At 59.2% G+C, this 16,223-nt stretch carries 15 protein-coding genes, 1 tRNA gene and 1 pseudogene; 8 read left to right on the top strand and 9 right to left on the bottom strand.

Annotation, left to right across the window (positions count from 1 at the left end; genetic code table 11):
• Positions 1–591: 591 nt before the first annotated feature.
• The 3 genes from AC0L2V_RS15615 to AC0L2V_RS15605 all read left to right on the top strand — a co-directional run bounded on the left by AC0L2V_RS15615 (position 592) and on the right by AC0L2V_RS15605 (position 4,619).
• Entirely contained in the window at positions 592–1,656 is a 1,065-nt protein-coding gene (locus tag AC0L2V_RS15615) for a glycoside hydrolase family 88 protein (RefSeq protein WP_473520545.1), read from the top strand.
• A 194-nt stretch (positions 1,657–1,850) separates the two neighbouring features.
• Positions 1,851–2,855, top strand: a complete 1,005-nt coding sequence (locus AC0L2V_RS15610; protein ID WP_287328685.1) for a D-alanine--D-alanine ligase family protein — start codon at positions 1,851–1,853, stop codon at positions 2,853–2,855.
• Positions 2,856–2,906: 51 nt separating this feature from the next.
• Positions 2,907–4,619: a GNAT family N-acetyltransferase gene (locus AC0L2V_RS15605; protein ID WP_473520544.1), complete on the top strand. Its 1,713-nt coding sequence runs from the start codon at positions 2,907–2,909 to the stop codon at positions 4,617–4,619.
• A 59-nt stretch (positions 4,620–4,678) separates the two neighbouring features.
• Here the strand turns inward: AC0L2V_RS15605 and AC0L2V_RS15600 are convergent, their stop codons facing one another.
• Positions 4,679–5,743, bottom strand: coding sequence for a DUF2332 domain-containing protein (locus AC0L2V_RS15600; protein ID WP_473520543.1), 1,065 nt, complete (start codon positions 5,741–5,743; stop codon positions 4,679–4,681).
• Between the two features lie 136 nt (positions 5,744–5,879).
• On the opposite strand from AC0L2V_RS15600, the gene AC0L2V_RS15595 reads away from it, so the two are divergent.
• Positions 5,880–6,812 (top strand): alpha/beta hydrolase family protein, encoded by a 933-nt coding sequence (locus tag AC0L2V_RS15595; RefSeq protein WP_473520542.1) that lies wholly within the window; start codon positions 5,880–5,882, stop codon positions 6,810–6,812.
• 693 nt (positions 6,813–7,505) lie between these two features.
• On the opposite strand, the gene AC0L2V_RS15590 is transcribed toward AC0L2V_RS15595, so the two are convergent.
• The 3 genes and pseudogenes from AC0L2V_RS15590 to AC0L2V_RS15580 form a co-directional block, all read right to left on the bottom strand.
• On the bottom strand, positions 7,506–8,234 hold the full coding sequence (locus AC0L2V_RS15590) for a S1 family peptidase (RefSeq protein WP_473520541.1): 729 nt from the start codon (positions 8,232–8,234) through the stop codon (positions 7,506–7,508).
• 290 nt (positions 8,235–8,524) lie between these two features.
• Positions 8,525–8,602, bottom strand: a pseudogene (locus AC0L2V_RS15585) (transcriptional regulator); the annotation flags it as partial.
• Positions 8,603–8,619: 17 nt separating this feature from the next.
• A complete protein-coding gene (locus tag AC0L2V_RS15580) occupies positions 8,620–8,826 on the bottom strand; it encodes a ribbon-helix-helix domain-containing protein (RefSeq protein WP_236374471.1) in 207 nt (68 codons plus the stop codon).
• Between the two features lie 76 nt (positions 8,827–8,902).
• Between AC0L2V_RS15580 and AC0L2V_RS15575 the strand changes: the two genes are divergently transcribed.
• Together AC0L2V_RS15575 and AC0L2V_RS15570 are read left to right on the top strand one after the other, a co-directional pair.
• Positions 8,903–9,250 carry a hypothetical protein gene (locus AC0L2V_RS15575; RefSeq protein ID WP_139172663.1) on the top strand — a complete coding sequence of 116 codons (348 nt, stop codon included), beginning with the start codon at positions 8,903–8,905 and terminating at the stop codon, positions 9,248–9,250.
• A 21-nt stretch (positions 9,251–9,271) separates the two neighbouring features.
• On the top strand, positions 9,272–9,565 hold the full coding sequence (locus AC0L2V_RS15570; RefSeq protein ID WP_473520540.1) for a hypothetical protein: 294 nt from the start codon (positions 9,272–9,274) through the stop codon (positions 9,563–9,565).
• 441 nt (positions 9,566–10,006) lie between these two features.
• Here the strand turns inward: AC0L2V_RS15570 and AC0L2V_RS15565 are convergent, their stop codons facing one another.
• The 5 genes from AC0L2V_RS15565 to AC0L2V_RS15545 all read right to left on the bottom strand — a co-directional run bounded on the left by AC0L2V_RS15565 (position 10,007) and on the right by AC0L2V_RS15545 (position 14,413).
• Positions 10,007–10,444 (bottom strand): type II toxin-antitoxin system VapC family toxin, encoded by a 438-nt coding sequence (locus AC0L2V_RS15565; RefSeq protein ID WP_473520539.1) that lies wholly within the window; start codon positions 10,442–10,444, stop codon positions 10,007–10,009.
• Between the two features lie 17 nt (positions 10,445–10,461).
• Positions 10,462–10,734 carry a hypothetical protein gene (locus AC0L2V_RS15560; protein WP_473520538.1) on the bottom strand — a complete coding sequence of 91 codons (273 nt, stop codon included), beginning with the start codon at positions 10,732–10,734 and terminating at the stop codon, positions 10,462–10,464.
• A gap of 123 nt (positions 10,735–10,857) precedes the next feature.
• Positions 10,858–10,932, bottom strand: a tRNA-Glu gene (locus AC0L2V_RS15555).
• Between the two features lie 187 nt (positions 10,933–11,119).
• Positions 11,120–12,241 carry a YcbK family protein gene (locus AC0L2V_RS15550; RefSeq protein WP_473520549.1) on the bottom strand — a complete coding sequence of 374 codons (1,122 nt, stop codon included), beginning with the start codon at positions 12,239–12,241 and terminating at the stop codon, positions 11,120–11,122.
• 336 nt (positions 12,242–12,577) lie between these two features.
• The gene (locus AC0L2V_RS15545; RefSeq protein WP_473520537.1) at positions 12,578–14,413 is read right to left on the bottom strand and encodes a PHA/PHB synthase family protein; all 1,836 of its coding nucleotides are present in this window, start codon (positions 14,411–14,413) and stop codon (positions 12,578–12,580) included.
• Between the two features lie 172 nt (positions 14,414–14,585).
• On the opposite strand from AC0L2V_RS15545, the gene AC0L2V_RS15540 reads away from it, so the two are divergent.
• Complete coding sequence (locus AC0L2V_RS15540; RefSeq protein WP_306454973.1) at positions 14,586–14,903, top strand: hypothetical protein; 318 nt, start codon at positions 14,586–14,588, stop codon at positions 14,901–14,903.
• 93 nt (positions 14,904–14,996) lie between these two features.
• A complete protein-coding gene (locus tag AC0L2V_RS15535) occupies positions 14,997–16,214 on the top strand; it encodes an LL-diaminopimelate aminotransferase (protein WP_077383891.1) in 1,218 nt (405 codons plus the stop codon).
• Positions 16,215–16,223 lie beyond the last annotated feature (9 nt).

The raw sequence follows: 16,223 nt of genomic DNA, 5'->3' as shown, positions 1-16,223 counted from the left end.
GGCGATGGCGGCGGCGGCGATGGCGGCAGCGGCGGCGGCGGCGGCAGCGGCGGCGATGGCGGCAGTGGCGGCAGTGGCGGCAGCGGCGGCAGTGGCGGCAGCGGCGGCGGCGGTGGTAGCGGCGGCAGCGGCGGTGGCGGCGGCAGCGGCGGCTAACGACCCCACCAGATGTTCGCTCGATAATCGCGAAGGTGAGCGTCTAAAGGCGCTCACCTTCCGTTTGGGATACTCAACTGGAGGCCGGCGCGAGGCTGACTTATCGGCCGCGAGGCTATCTTCACTCCTCCGCGCCGCGCTTCGTCGCAGACCGGCCCTTCAATTGCAGCGACAAACCAGGATCTTCACGGCTCTCTACGCTCATTTGGAGCCCGGCCCTACAGCCGAGGCCGTTGCCACCGCATAGACCCTGCCATTACAGTCGACGGTTGAAGAGCAGCCCAACACTCGATCAATCTCGGCGAAACCATGTCCGCCCAACGGATTCAAACCTCCAAACGCCTCATGCCAAAGAGGAACTTTCATCGGGCCGAACGGTCTCCCGAACGACGGACGGACGTGTCGCTGCCGGAGGAGATGGCAAGGATCCGAGACTTGGCGGAAGCCTGGATAATCCGCAATATTGGAAAAAAGGGCCTGTTTACCTACAGTATCAATCCGTATACGGGCGAGAAATCTGAAAAAAACAATGAACTAAGACAGCTTATGTCATCGCGCACGTTGGCGGAAATGAGCGTAGGAAATCTCTCGCTTCGCCCTGTTCATCGCCGCAATTTATCGTTCATCATGAATACATGGTATAGGGAAGAGCGTGGCATTGGTTATATTGAATATGATGGCAAGTCAAAACTCGGGGCGAATGCGATGCTGCTTCGCACATTCGCGGCAAGCCCTCATTTTGGACAGTTCCAGTCAAAGGTCAGGGCAGCCGCGGAGGGCATCCTTGGGCTCCAGAATGCAGACGGGTCTTTTCGCCCTTGGCTAAAGGAGCCGAATTATTCCTTCGACGCAAAATACCTCTTAACATTTTACTCAGGGGAAGCACTGGTAGCTTTGCTGGAATATTATTTCCGGACTGGATTAACCCGTTATTTCGACGAAGCGTCGCGCAGTGCAGAATTCTATTTAGATGAATATGTCCGCAATATCGCAGATAATTATTACCCGGCATACGTGCCTTGGCACACCATCGCTTATCGGCATCTATATGACTTGACGAAAGCCGATAAATTCGCCGAGGCGGTGTTTACTCTGAACGACAAATTGCTTGAACTTCAGGACCGGTCGTACAGGATTGGACGATTCTTCAATCCAGCAACCCCTCAGTACGGCCTTCCGCACGCGTCCTCGGACGGAGTTTATACCGAGGGGCTGGCTTATGCATTCGAGATGGCGCAGCGGACAGGGGATGAGGTGAGGGCAGGGCGATACCTTGACGCTATTATGCTCTCGTTGAAAAACATCGCATCCTTGCAGTATAGAGAAAAACTGGATGAATCTTCTCTTCCTTTTTATGCGTACCGAGGAGCCATCAGGACCAATGCAGAGAAAAATAGGTGGGCTCGCATAGACAATGCCCAGCATACGATAGACGCTATCCAGGCCTTGGAGAATTTTCTCGGAAGCAAGCAGGCTTCTACATTCGAGCCGGGGCTTTGACTCCCGTCAAAGGACAGCCGGGAGCCCCGAACTGCTTCTGCGTTTCCTCACCGGGCAGTGCGGCCAGCATCCCAGTCTGGATCTGTACCATTTCGACCTTCAACGCCATCCAAAATATTGCCCGTGGTTCTGCTTGACCGGCTCAAGCCATGATGCAAGCATGGGAAAGCGTTTTGAACACATCAGGCTCATAAATGCCGACGTTGGAATACCTGTTGACCCCATCGCCGGAAGAGCTGGCGCAAACCCATGTGCTGTTTTTGGCGCGTCATGCCCTCGACTCCAGCCCGGAGCGCAGGGCCAAGTACGGCTACCACGTCGTCTACCATGCCATCATGCTCGAAACGCTGCGCGGGCTGGGTTTCAGGGTCACGCCGGCGAGCGAGCACGAGGTGCTGTTCGGGCCTCTCGACTTCGATTTCCTCTATGCCATTCACTCGCATGCGATATTCGATGGTCACGAGCTCCTGGCGCCGGCAATCGCGGCCTATCGTGGCGTCCCGTGTCTCGGCGCATCGGCGTCAAGCCGGGCGGTCTCGGAAGACAAGATATTGGCCAAGCAACTGGCTGCTTCGCTGGGGCTCGACGTCGCCAAGCACAGGATCATGCAGCCCGGTGAGGTCAGCAATGACAAGTTCAGCCTGCCTGGTTCGTGGATTGTCAAGCCGCGAGGGGGTATCGCTTCCGACGCAATTGTAAAGGTCGAGAATGAAGCGGATTGGCGGGATGCACTGACAACCATCTCGGATCCGCGTCACGGCGGCCGTGAATTCATTGCAGAGGAGTTTGTGCCGGGCCTCAATCTGACGGTTCCAATCGTCGAGGGCTTCCCCCCGGGTTCATTGGCGGTTTTCGAGGAGAGCGGCCGCCCTGGCGACAATGTTCTGACCAATGAAGCAAAGCGAGGCCTCAACAGTTCCTACAAGTCCGCTCCTTACGACGGACCGGGAGCTGAAGAGGTTTCGGAGGCGACCGCACGAATGGTGGCCGAGATGTCGCCATTCGACTATGCCCGCTTCGACTTCCGTTATGATCCCGACACGCGGCGGACCGTTTTCATCGAAGTGAACATCGCCTGCAATATGGCGCCGGCCTCGGCGGTCTATCGTTCGGCCGCCCTGCATGGGATCAAGTATGAAGAACTGGTGGGACATGTTTTGACGCACAGTCTCAGGCGTCAGAGAAAGCGGCAAAGATAACCGCAACGCTCGATAAGGCACTTCAGTGATGGTCAGCGCATGCAAATCGATATGGTCGACAAATTCGAAGCGTTGGAGCCGCTGAGAGAGAATTGGGACCGGATATATGACTCCGATCCGGAGGCGAACTTCTTCCTGTCGTGGCCATGGATGTCGAATTGGCTGCGACGCCCAAATTGGGTGATTTTGGCCGCGCGGTCTACCGGGTCGAACGAGTATGTCGCCTTCTTCCCTTTGCAACTCGTCACCGGGCTCGATGAGCAGACGGGGTTTTATAGCAGCATAAGGATGGCCGGCTCGTATTTTGCCACCTATACGGGCTTCATCTGCGTTCCCGAATTCGAAGAGCAAGTCATTTCGTTGTTCGCCGGTCGCCTGCAGGCGCTGAATTGGACAACGTTACACTGCGACGACATTTCGATATCGGCCAAGCGCCGTCAAATGCTGCTTGGAAGCTTTTCCGACAACGATTTTGTGAAAGAAAAGATTGAACGACGTCGCCATACCACCCGAACAGGCGAGAACATAAATCATGACATCTATATGTATGTCGATTTGCCAGTCGATTGGGATGAATTCCTGGACGGCAACCTTGGCCCGAAAACCCGTCGTGACGTCCGTCATTTTCTTCGCCAGGTCGAAAATAGCGGAGAATACCGGATAAGTTTGGCGGACTTCGAGACAATCCAAAGCGACCTGGAGGTTTTCTATCAACTTTGGCTTGCGCAGTGGGAGGCCAAAAGCCGCGTCTATGCTCAGGGTGTTATTGCCAACTGCCGCCATATGTTACTTGAGTGCCACAAGGCGGGTGTGCTGTTCGCGCCCGTATTGTGGAAAGGCGATACTCCATTAGGAGTACACATTACGTTTATCGACAGGTCGAAGCGTTCACTCGTCTGTTTCCTCGTCAGCCGCAATCTCGCAATTCGGAAGCCTCCACCCGGCTTGGTGCTTCACGCCTACAGCATCCGTTGGGCAATTCAAAACGGCCTCAGGACTTACGACCTTGGCACTGGAGATTTTTCGTACAAGTACACCTTCGGATCGAAGGAGCGGCTTGTAGAGGGTGTCCGGATCGACTCCACCAACAGCCGCGGGAACAGGCTGGATCGAAGAAGCCTTCCCTCGGTGATTTCGTCGGTGCGAAAGCTGCGTCAGGAGGGGAAGTTCCATCTGGCCGAGCGCGGTTGCAGGCAGGTGCTCGAAACTGAACCGAGCAATCTGGAGGCGCGCCGGCTTCTGGACGAGCTTGTGGCGGCTAGGCGTATTGAGGAGCAATTTGCGCGTGCGCTGCAATGCCATCGGAGCAAGCAATTTTTGGATGCCCAGAGGATTTATCTGCAGGTACTGGCAGCAAATCCCCGGCATTACGACGCTAATTATCTGTTGGGCGTTCTATGTCTTCAGGCCGGTCGGTATCAGGCAGCGGACACCTACCTGGCTCGCGCCAGTGAGATCAATCCGAAAGCCGCAGCCGCTTACAACAACAGGGGGCATGCCTTGCGCGGCCTGAAACGGTATGACGAGGCTCTCGCATGCTACGAGAAAGCCATCGGGGTGAAACCCGATTTCGTGCAGGCAATGAACAATCGGGGGGTGACGTTGCGGGCGTTGGGGCGCATTGATGAAGCACTCGCCAGCTTCGACGAGGCGCTGACGCTCAAACCGGACTTTGCCAAGGCCTTGTCCAATCGCAACCAGTTGCGTGTGCCCCTGCCGCGCGACCGTTTGTCCATCGCCGATGATGTGGACACCTTAGAGTAAAGCGCATCGCGTTTTGCATCTGGTCAAGGACAGGAATGGCCGGGTAAACCGTCGACCTGCTAACCTTTCCACTCCATCGATAGCCCATGCGGATCGCAGATCGCGAGCGTTTTGACCCTGCGCTCGCCATTGAAGTATCTGCTGACCTTGAGAGGATTGAACGTCTCAGTGGGGTTGGAGTGTGCGACCTCGCCTTCGACGGTGACGCGCCAGACCGGCGCCGTCTTGCTCGCCTCCAACAGGATATCGTTTATGCGTCGGTGTTGATCGCCGGAAAGCTGATAGCCCATGATCGTGTGATACACGCACCGGGCTTGATAAGGCGGAATCTCCGCCAGCGCAGAGGCCAGGTTCAGCACGGCGTCGCCGCCTCTGATCCGGGGCGGATGCGCGGCGGCGACCTTCAAGGCGCCATCCAATTTTGTGAGCCGGTCGATGCGCTCGGGCCAGACAAGCGCCTTGAGCCACCGGCGTTCATTTTCATCCCGAACATCGGTCGGATAAAGTTCGAGGCCGATCCTTGATGAAACGGGGGGCGGGAACGCCCCCAATACAGGCACGCCAGGCCCTTCAAGGATGCAGGAAAGGACGAAATCCGCATCGGTCCACCGCTCCAGCTTCGGAGCGCCTGTCCCGTCCGTATACCGATATCCATAGCTGTCGAAGTTCAGGTTCAGGCCGGCGCTGGATCCGATCTCGACGAGGCCAAGGGGAGCGGCGGCTTCGCGCGCAACCAGATCGAATGCGGGCAGCAGCAGCGCGCTGCGGCCAGCCTCGTTGGTGTTGGTGGCGCGCTTCGCGATGATGTCGACGAGTTCGGCTTCGTGGGCACCGCAAAAAGCGGCGAAAAGTTCGAATGCGCGATCGTCGGCCGGCCGCGTTCCGCCCAGACTCGGATAATAATCCTTGAGAGGATGGTCGACGCCGCCGAGCAGGAGATACTGTACCGCGCCGAAGACCAGGTTCGCCGCCGGCTGACCCTTCCTGCGCCCTGCCGCCAGGCGCTGCAGCGCGACATTGTCCGCAATCCCAAGCGACAGCTTTTCATAGAGGGGGGAGCCGCCACGACGAGACTCGTTGGCAAAGAAGCGGTAATAGTGAGCGCTAGTTTCAAACACCACCATAGCACGAACCTAGCGGACAATAGATGTCTTGGATGTGGATTCCACCTGTAATTGCCTTAATGCTTTCGGCCCAGCGGGTCAAGGAACCGGCCGAACAAGAGAGGCTCTCGAGCATACACTCTTATGAGACTGGCGGATGAACGAAAGCGTGGACGATTCACCTTCGGGATATACTACCATTGATGGCGCCTTTCGCGACGAATCGCGCAGCCGTTCGGTGCCATACCGGCTTTATGCCCCGGCTCCGCTCTCTGGCGCTTACCCGGTGATCCTTGTGTCGCATGGCATTGGCGGATCGCGCGAGGCGATGCCTTACCTCGGGCGGCGCCTGGCGCAAAGCGGCTCCGTGGCGGTGCACCTGCAGCATACCGGGACGGACAGTTCGATCTGGCAACAGGCAAACTCTCTTGCGGAAGTCTACCGCATTCTTCGTGAAGCCATGTGGGACGCCAATGCTGCGCGCGCGCGATTTCAGGACGTGCCCTTTGCCCTGCGCGAGCTTGCGCGGATGAACGGCGAGGGGCGGCTCGCCGGCCGCCTGGATTTGACACGCATCGGCATGGCCGGGCACTCTTATGGAGGCGTCTCGACGATGGTTGCAGCAGGGCAGAGAATGGGTCCGGGCGGGCAGTGGTCGTTCAAGGAGCCAACAATTCGCGCTGGCCTGGTCATGAGCCCGAACATACCCATCCAGGGCGGCGACTTGGCCGCCCTTTACCGCGATATCGATATCCCGCTGTTTCACATCACGGGCACGAAAGATGGCAATGCGGTGCCCGGCAACAAGGAATTCGATCCGATACAGCGGACCCTTCCTTACGAAGCGCTGACGATCCCTCATCAATATCTGCTCGTTCTCGACGGTGCTGGCCACAATGCGTTTTCCGGCCTGAAGCACGGGCCACACGCCCACGGCCCCGAGGAGGAGACCCGTTACACGCGCGTTGTACAAGACGCAGCAGTGTCGTTCTTCGATGCCTACCTGAATGGGAAGACGGCGGCTCTGGCGGCGCTTCGCCAAACGTTTCAATCCAGCCTTGAGCCGACCGACAAGTTTGAATGGAAATAGCGGGAAGTCCGCCAGCCTTCACCGGCAGTTGTTCGACCTGGATTCCGACGTGGCTGGATGGGGAGTGTGCGGTTTTCTGCACAAGTTGCGACAGGGGAGGGCCGGTAGGTTGGAGATTCACAATCTGCCATGAATTAATGGCGATGCCATCCAAAGCGCACGGGCGAGGACGGAGGCAGAAACGCGGCTCTCGACGCTGAAGACCACACAGGAAGCCGGCATTGCGCTGAATGAAGGCATCGACGCCATTGTCCATGGAGAAGACATCCGGCTTTCACCGAACGCGACAGGGCCTATTTCTCGAGTTGCCGGCGACGTAGCTAAAAACTCCGTGTTCACCCCCGAGCTTCCTGAGCTTCTCAGCTACTACGAGGCCAGAAGGCCCGTGGGGAGGCGATCGTCGCCGGCAAGGTAGACACGGCCCAAGCCCGTCCTGACCCGCTCCCTGCCGGCCTGCCGGCCTGGCGGCGGCGCAGGCGCTCATCGCCAAGGCCGAGGACACCAAGGCGCTCGCTGATCAATATCGCGTCGATCACAACACCGGCGCCTATGACGAGGAAGCCGGATAGCGCACCTCGCTGCCACCGGCCGGCTGTCGGAGGAAGATTTGACAACGCTGGATGAGGCACGCCGGGATTTCGAGCAGGCAGACGCCTTTGGCGAGGCTATGAAATCGTTGGCGGTCTGCCTAGTCTAGATCCGCTCGGCCGTGATGGGGGCTCGGCTTAAATCGAGGAGGCTGGTCGCACCTCCGGCGATGCCCGGCTTCCAGTCGAGCAATCCTCGGATGTCGTGTGCAAAACCAAACTCCTCTATCCTTAATCGCCGCTCCGTGTACTTTTGACCGTTTTCAGCGACTTCTGAAATCTCTGACTCGGTAGTTTCACCTCGGAATGAACTTACCGCAACTCCAAGCAGCAAATCCGTTTCGCCTTGATGTTGGAACACAGGCGCCCCACTCATCCCCGGGCTTATGTTGAAACTCAATTCGTAGCCATTTGGATGGCTCCCGATGCGCATGTCTTGAGGCAAAGTTTTGCGCTGTACATAACCTCTTAGAGCTCTCAAGTTGAGCCGAAATCCGCTAGGCGTGCCGCCGTGTGCTGAAACTGGATAGCCAATAGATGCAACGTCCTGCCAGACCTCAATATCAAAGCTTTGCAACCGTATCTTGGTTGGAGCGAAATAAGCCGTCCTGGCGATGGCAACATCGAACGGAGGCGGGGCGTTTTCGATTTGAAGAAATTCCGCAAGTACGCTTGTGGCTGCCGTGCCGTTGTCAGCTTTTCCAACAACTCCAGCATGCATTCCTTTTATACTGTTGACGCGTTGGAGCGCTTGATCGGCCACGTGCCGAGCGGTCAAAATCCAGCCTTGGTCGTTAATCAGAAAAGCGGTGCCCACGGTTCCAATGACGTTCACACTGTCAGGGCCACGGACTTCCCATATAGCAACGGGCATAACATACGTTTGTAGAAACATAATGCTAGTATTCCTTGCGCAAAGCTTCGCCCCCGCAAGGGCGTGGTTCGCCTACGTCGTCGACCGCTTCACAGGCTCCGTGAAGTCTTGTTCTGTTATCGGCTGCACCGTGCTTAAAAACTATGGGTGAATGCGCTTTCTCCGAGCGGCTACCGTCTGATAGCGTCCGCCATAAAGGAAGGGCGCAACTCCGAGCGCGGACGCGATGAGTGCTGCGCTCACGACCATCTTCATTTCCGTAGCCTCACTCCAGCTTCGCCACCATTTTCGGGAATGAACTCGACGCCGGCGGATTCGAGGGCAGCACGGAAAGTCGGCCGGGTTTTCACTCAGCCTTCAGTACCTGGTGTCTGATCAACCAATCACGAATGATCAATCGGACGGCTTCAGGTCGCGAAACATCATGCTCGGCAACAAATTGATCGACGCCCGCGAGCATGTCCGGTTGAAGGCGGACCATGATCGGCACGCCTTTTCCCGTTGGGGCTGGTCCCCGCCGTTTCTTTGATACCACGGTTTCTTGCTTTGCCATAAAAACTCTGATATCAGAATTCCCGTTCTGGCGGAAGCCGCTAGACCTCACATGAAACCGAATTGGAGAAGATCCGATGCCGAACACCCATGTTCGGGCAGCCGCCGAAGGCATGCCCGCAATCAACCGCCGCCGCCTTCTGCTTGGCCTCGTGGTTACCTCAACCGCTGCTGCCGCGGCGGCGGCCTTGGCTGCCGCTTCAACGCTCATCGACGCGACCGCAGCGCCGTCTGTCGCTGGCCCGATCCCATCTACGGGCAGAGCCAGTCTCGATGCAAAGCTGCTGTTGCTGCCGCCGGAAGAGGCGAACCAACTGGAGGATAGAATTCATAGCGATCATTTCCGCTGTCAAAGAGATGTGCGCCCGAGGCGAAGATCGCCAATCGATCAGGGATTTTGTCAGAACGGGGTTGCAGCAAAATGAGATGGAGAGGGCACGGGGAATATGAGCACCGCACCGATCGTCGAACCATGTGTCTGCTCTGATGTCTTCGTCACTGGGGCCGCGCCGCTCATGTTCATGGGCGACAATCTCAGGCTGACTTTGTTCGTCTCGCAGCGATCCTATGACGGCAGCCCTGAAAACGCCGTGGTGACCAAGCTTGTCGGAAGCCGATCGGACATGCTGGAGATCGCCGCCGCCATCGTGCGAGGCTGCTACACCCATCCAGGAAAGGCCGAGCGAAACGGCGAGCGCATATTCCTCGAATTTCTCGACGCACCGGCAGAGCGCCACTGACGACTTCCAACCCGTTTAGCCCGCTGCCTCACGCTGGCGGGTTCTTTTTATGTCCTGCCCGTGACGCTGAACAGGATGGCCAGTGCTATGCTCGCCACGGCGATCGCCCCAAACGTGAGTGACAACGGCGAACCAACCCAGAAAAGACTGCCGGCCACGAGACCGAAGCAGATGGCGCCACACCAAAAGAACCCTTTCGGATCGGAAAATGGTGGGAAACTGCTTAGGAGTTTGCGCATTTCATCCTCGGCTACGTTGCGACGGCTGGCTCACGGTGGCGGGCTTATCGCCGTTTGGCCTTCGCCAGTTGCAGCCGCAGCCATTGCCAGCCCCGTTCACCAGCGATCTGATCAGCCGCATAAAGCCCCCTCCCAAGTCGCGTGGACCCGCCGATAGTCGCACGAAGGAACAGAAATGCAAGAAAGCGGGGAGGGGCTTGAGCTACGGTTTGGTGCGAAGGTCGCGTACAGCGCAGCCGTTCGCTGAGGCCACTTTTGTCAGCGTCTGGTCATTTGTGACGAGTAAATAATTGTTCTGGATGCACGTGTCAGCGATCAGTGCATCAATCGTGTTGCTCGGGCGCTTCTTCTCGGCGTCCAGTTGCGTCTTCAACTTCTTGAACTGTGAATCTGGGCCAGTCCACTTCGCCTCTCCCCATCGAGAAGTACCCCAGACTGCCGTTTCAGTCGCGACCTTTACTGTCGCCACCTCTGTTACCATAGCTTGCAGAGCTTTGCGCTTCGAAGGATCTGCAGTTCTTTCGATCTCGTCGTTCTGAAGGTGTGTGACTACCGTCGCCCAATCTCCGGGGATTGAGGCAGGATTGATCGAACCTTCGACCAAGTGGTTGAAAACGTTTGTGTCTAGCATCACTTTCACAGCACTGCCCCCCTCTGTCAGAGTGCAATCCAGCCGGCGGCGCGCCCAGCCTCAATGCAGGCGAGAACAACTGTGGCGATCGTAACCATCAGCGCCATCCCTCGCTCGAAATTGGCAAGACGCTTTTCAATCGCAAGCTTCTGTCCATCCCAGTGAAGTGTGTTGGTCTTCGGGTTTAACCCTAAGAGCGCGAGACCTTCCTGACTGATCCCGCGTATTCCCTCGGGCCACTCCGCCGGTGGCGCATCTTTCGTGTACCGAAATTTTCGGATGTGATCCCAGTCGATCATTTTTCCCCTCCGGTGGTGACGAGAGGAGTGTGACAGGAATCGCTGGACTCGACAAAGGCCAGAAGGAAATTGGCCAAATATTGGACAGCGGGGCGGAGTTTTCAGCTAAGTGCTTGATTTTTCTGGTACGCCCAAGGGGAATCGAACCCCTGTTACCGCCGTGAAAGGGCGGTGTCCTGACCGCTAGACGATGGGCGCGCTCAGATGTGAGCGCTTATAGTTGCGTTGCACCAAACCGGCAACCCGTCTGCCGCTACCTGCGACAACTTTTTTCGGTGATCGCAAAACCGCGCATTTTCGGCGATTTCCCCCGGTTCGACGCAGCATCGCGTGCCGTGCTGAGACAGCACTGCGGGCGTTGCATGGACGAGAGGAGAATCAGCCGTTACCGCCGCCGACGGCAGCGCCAGTTCCAGTCGCGCTCGGGACCGACGTCGATGTGAACGGATTCGGTATGGCAGTACGTGCCGACGCCGCCGCGCCCGGGCATGCTGCGGATGTAGCTTGCCAGTTGCGCTTTCGAGACGCCTGGAACCTGGATGTCGGCGGCGGCGCAATACATGTGCAGCGAATTCTTGGCGCCGTTGGCGCGGCGATTGCGGGCCGGATCACGATAGCCGGAGGTGACGATCATCTTCTTGCCGTAGTGGCCCTCGATCGTCTTCAGCACACGGACCAGCGAAGGTTTCAGGCAGGCAACGTCGACATTCTCGGTCTGCTTCAAAAGACCGTTGGGTGCCAGCCGGGCAAGACCGGGAGCGTATGCCACCTGATAGGCGCCGCCTTCATCCTCATTCAGATCGACGTCGCTGTCGTCGTCGAGTCCGGATTTGCGCTTGATCTCGAAAAGCGCGGTCTTGCGCACGCCAGGCAGCGCATCGTCGGTGAAACGGCTGGTATCGCCGAGCGAAGCCAGTTGCACCGGCTTTTCGGCCGATTTGGCCGAGGCCAGGGTGATGACGGGTTTTGCCGCCGCCTTGGGCTGAGCGGCCTTGGGCTGCGCCGCCGGCGGCTGCTCGCCCGACCTGTTGCTGGCCTGCGGGGCAGGTGCTGCCGAGGCCGGCGTGGCGCTGAACAAAGAGGCGAGGAAGCCCTTCTTCTTCGGCGCATAGGCCTGCGGCTCAGCGGCAGTCACATAGACCGGGTTGTTCATCGCCGGCGCGGCGGACTTCGGCGCGGCCGTGCCGGCATCGGCGGTTTCAGTCTTCTGCGCAGCAGCGTCGGCCTGTTCAACCGTCTGCGCCGCCTGTGGCTGCGGCGTCTGGCCTGCAGCCGCCTCTGCGCCCGCTTTGGCCGGGACGGGGAAGCCGGCATCCGATTTGGTGCCTCCCTGGAGGGCCTGCGCTCCTGGCTTGGCCGCTGGCACATGAGCGACCTGCTCGGGAAGGCTTGCGTCGCCCTTGGCGGTCATCGTCATTTGTGAAGTCGTCATCTGCGACGATGAATCGGTGGTGACCTGTTGGCTGCCGGAGGCCGTGTCCGGTGCCGAGGCATTGTAGCCGGGCATGCCGACGGACAGGGATGGGTCGCCGGCCGAGGTGCAGGACGCCAGGAGCACGGAGAAAAGCGCGGCCGCAATGGCGCGGCTTTCTCCCTTCGCGAGGCGCGATCCTGCTGATTTCAAAACAAAATTCCCCCTCGATGTCCGGTCGGTACTTCATTGGCGGCACCGAAACGTCTCGCCGCAATAAACCCTTGTCCCCGAACGGAAACGAGACCTGTGTCAAATCCGCAAGCCCCAGAGTAATTCGACGGCTAGAGAAGAATCGGGAGTGCTTAAGGGTTGACGACACCATTTCGCCCTCTTTTACCGGCGCGTCAACTCACCACACATTACAGAAGGTTACACACGCACCTTGACATAGGTGCCTGGCGCATCGCCCAGGGTTTTCATGTGCTTGCCGGGTTTGCGGGCCGGCACGCGGGTGTCGTCCCTGGCCTCGATCCAGCGTTGCCAGTGCGACCACCAGGAGCCGGGATGGTTGGTGGCCTTGGCGAGCCACTCGTTGAAGTCGCCGGTTGGCTTGCCGCCGGTCCAGTAGTGATATTTCTGCGCAGCCGGCGGATTGACGACGCCGGCGATGTGGCCGGAGCCGGCCAGGACGTAGTCGACCTCGCCGCCGAAATATTTCGAACCGAGGAACACCGAAAGCGCCGGCGCGATATGGTCTTCCTTGGAGGCGAGGTTGTAGACCGGGATGGTGACATCCTTCAGCGAGACGACGCGGCCCGCCAGTTCCATCTCGCCTTGCGAAAGTCTGTTCTCGAGATAGCAATTGCGCAGGTAGAAGGAATGGTTGGCTGCGGCCATGCGGGTCGAATCGGCGTTCCAGTAGAGCAGGTCGAAGGGCAGGGGATCCTTGCCGCGCATGTAGTTGTTGACGACATAGGGCCAGATCAGGTCGCCCGAGCGCAGCATGTTGAAGGCGGTCGCCATCTTGGTGCCGTCGAGATAGCCTTTCTCGTTCATCGCCTTTTCGACGGCCGCGACCTGCTCCTCGTCGACGAACACTTTCAGGTCGCCGGCATGGGTGAAATCGACCTGCGTGGTGAAGAAGGTGGCCGATTTGATGCGGTGGTCGCCCTCCTGCGCCAAAAGCGCCAGGGCGGCTGCCAGTAACGTGCCGCCGACGCAATAGCCGACGGCGTTGACGTCCTGTTCGCCGGTGGCCTTTTCGATCGTGTCCAGGCCGTATTGCAGGCCCTCTCTGATATAGGCCTCCCAGCTCTTGGTGCCGTGCCGCTCGTCCGGGTTGATCCAGGAGATGACGAAGACGGTGTGGCCCTGCTCGACGGCCCAGCGGATGAAGGATTTTTGCGGGTTGAGATCGAGAATGTAGAATTTGTTGATCCATGGCGGGCAGATCAGTAGCGGCCGCTTGAGCACGGTCTCGGTCGCCGGATCATATTGCAGGATCTCGGCGACGTCGCTGCGGCCCACCACCTTGCCGGGTGTCGTGGCCAGGTTCTTGCCGATCTCGAAGGACGAATAGTCGGCCTGCCTCAGTTTCAGGTCGCCCTTGCCGGCGGCGATGTCCTCGGCCAGCATCTTCATGCCGCGCACCAGGTTTTCGCCATTCGAGGCGATGGTCTCGCGAAACAGTTCCGGGTTGGTCAGGATGAAATTCGACGGCGAAATGGCGTTGGACACCTGCTTGACGTAGAAACCGGCCTTGTGGCGGGTGTGCTCGTCCAGGCCATCGGCGTGTTCGACCAGGTCGTTCGCCCAGCGCGAGGTGACGAGATAGGCCTGCTTGAGGAAATCGAAGAAAGCGTTGCGGCCCCATTCCGGGTCCTGGAAACGCTTGTCGCCGGGCTCGGGCTTGAACGCGCCTTCGGCGTCTTCGCCGCCGTCGCTGAGGCGCTGGATGGAGTTGGCCCAGACGGTCATGTAGCCGGAGAACAGCCGCGTTTGCGCCTCCAGCGCGCGCTGCGGATCGGAAAGCCAGTATTCGCTGAGCTTGGAGAAGGTTTTCACCATATCGACGACCGGCTCGGCGACATGGTCGCGCACGTCGCCTTTCTCGCGCGGCTCGGCCCATGCGGAAGCCGCCTTGCCGGCCTGCTCGATCATGCGCGCCATGTTCAAGGCGAAGCGCTCCGGATCCTTGACCAGATATTGCTCGACGGTCGAAGGCCGGTCATCTTCCGCTTTGCCCGAATCGGGTGTTTTGGACATGGTTCGCGGGGTTCCTCCCGAAGCGTTTTCTTGACATAGTATCATGGCACATCCAACAGGGTCCAACGTGCTCTATCTTGGCTGCCCGGGAAACAATATGACGACTGATACTGGCAAGACTGTTTTTTCTGGCACTGGTCGTTTTTGCCGCACAGGCGCGGCGGTCGTCTTTTTGGCGATCGCCGGCTGTTCGAGCACCAACATCGAGGGCGCCACGCCTGTCGCGGCTACCGACGGGCCGAAGAACACCGGCACCTATCCGAACCTGAATATCCCGCCGCAGGCGGCGGCGGAGCAATTCACCGAGGCGGAAAAGAACGCCAAGCTCGCCCAGTTGAAGGCGGAGGCACAGGCGCAGGGCTCAAAGGGCGGCGCGGTCAAGGTCGCGAACCCGGCGGCGCTGAACACATTGGCCAAGCAGCACGGCGCCGATGCGCTGAAGCAGATCGAAGCCAAATGCGATCCCGCCCTCGACCCTACCTGCAAATAGGATTATATCGCGCGACCGACAAGCACCACCGACAGGCACCTTTGCCTAAAACCACTTTGACCGTCTGGAATTGAACCCACCACTGGAAACGACATGGAAGAATTTCACAAGGTCCGCCGGCTTCCGCCCTACGTCTTCGAGCAAGTCAACCGGCTGAAGGCCAGTGCCCGATCGCGCGGCGCCGACATCATCGACCTTGGCATGGGCAATCCGGACCTGCCGACGCCCAAGGCCATCGTCGACAAATTGTGCGAGGTCGTGCGCGACCCGCGCACGCATCGCTATTCATCGTCGCGCGGCATTCCGGGCCTGCGCCGCGCCCAGGCCAATTACTATGCCCGCCGTTTCGGCGTGAAACTCGACCCGGACACGCAAGTGGTGGCGACGCTGGGCTCGAAGGAGGGCTTCGCCAATATGGCGCAGGCGATCACCGCGCCCGGCGACGTGATCCTGTGCCCAAACCCGACCTATCCGATCCACGCTTTCGGCTTCATCATGTCTGGCGGCGTCATCCGCTCGTTGCAGGTGGAACCGGACGACGGGTTCATTCCGGCGCTGGAGCGCGGCATCCGCCATTCGATCCCGAAGCCGCTGGCGTTGATCCTCAATTATCCGTCGAACCCGACGGCGCAGGTCGCCTCGCTCGATTTCTACAAGGAGGTGGTGGCCTTCGCCAAGAAGAACGACATCATCATCCTGTCTGACCTTGCCTATTCGGAAATCTATTTCGACGGCAATCCGCCGCCCTCGGTGCTGCAGGTGCCGGGCGCGATCGACGTGGCGGTCGAGTTCACCTCGATGTCGAAGACCTTTTCGATGCCCGGCTGGCGCATGGGTTTTGCCGTCGGCAACGAGCGGCTGATCTCGGCGCTGACGCGGGTGAAATCCTATCTCGACTACGGCGCCTTCACGCCGATCCAGGTGGCTGCCGCGCACGCGCTCAACGGCGACGGCGCCGATATCGCGGAAGTGCGCGACATCTACCACAAGCGCCGCGACGTCATGGTCGACGCCTTCAGCCGCGCCGGCTGGGTCGTCCCGGCGCCGGCGGCGTCGATGTTCGCCTGGGCGCCGATCCCGGAGCCGTTCAAGCATCTCGGCTCGCTCGAATTCTCCAAGCTTCTGATCGAGCACGCCGACGTGGCGGTGGCGCCGGGCGTCGGCTTCGGCGAGCATGGCGACGATCATGTGCGCATCGCGCTGGTCGAGAACGAGCACCGGATCCGGCAGGCGGCGCGCAACATCAAGCGCTTCCTGGCGTCCAGCGCCAAACAGCCCAACAACGTGGTGCCGCTCGCCGCGCATCGTTGAGTTGCCACA

Source organism: Mesorhizobium sp. WSM4814, from assembly GCF_055811595.1.
Note: the sequence above shows the minus strand (reverse complement) of the source record. Positions and strands in the feature narration are given on the sequence as shown.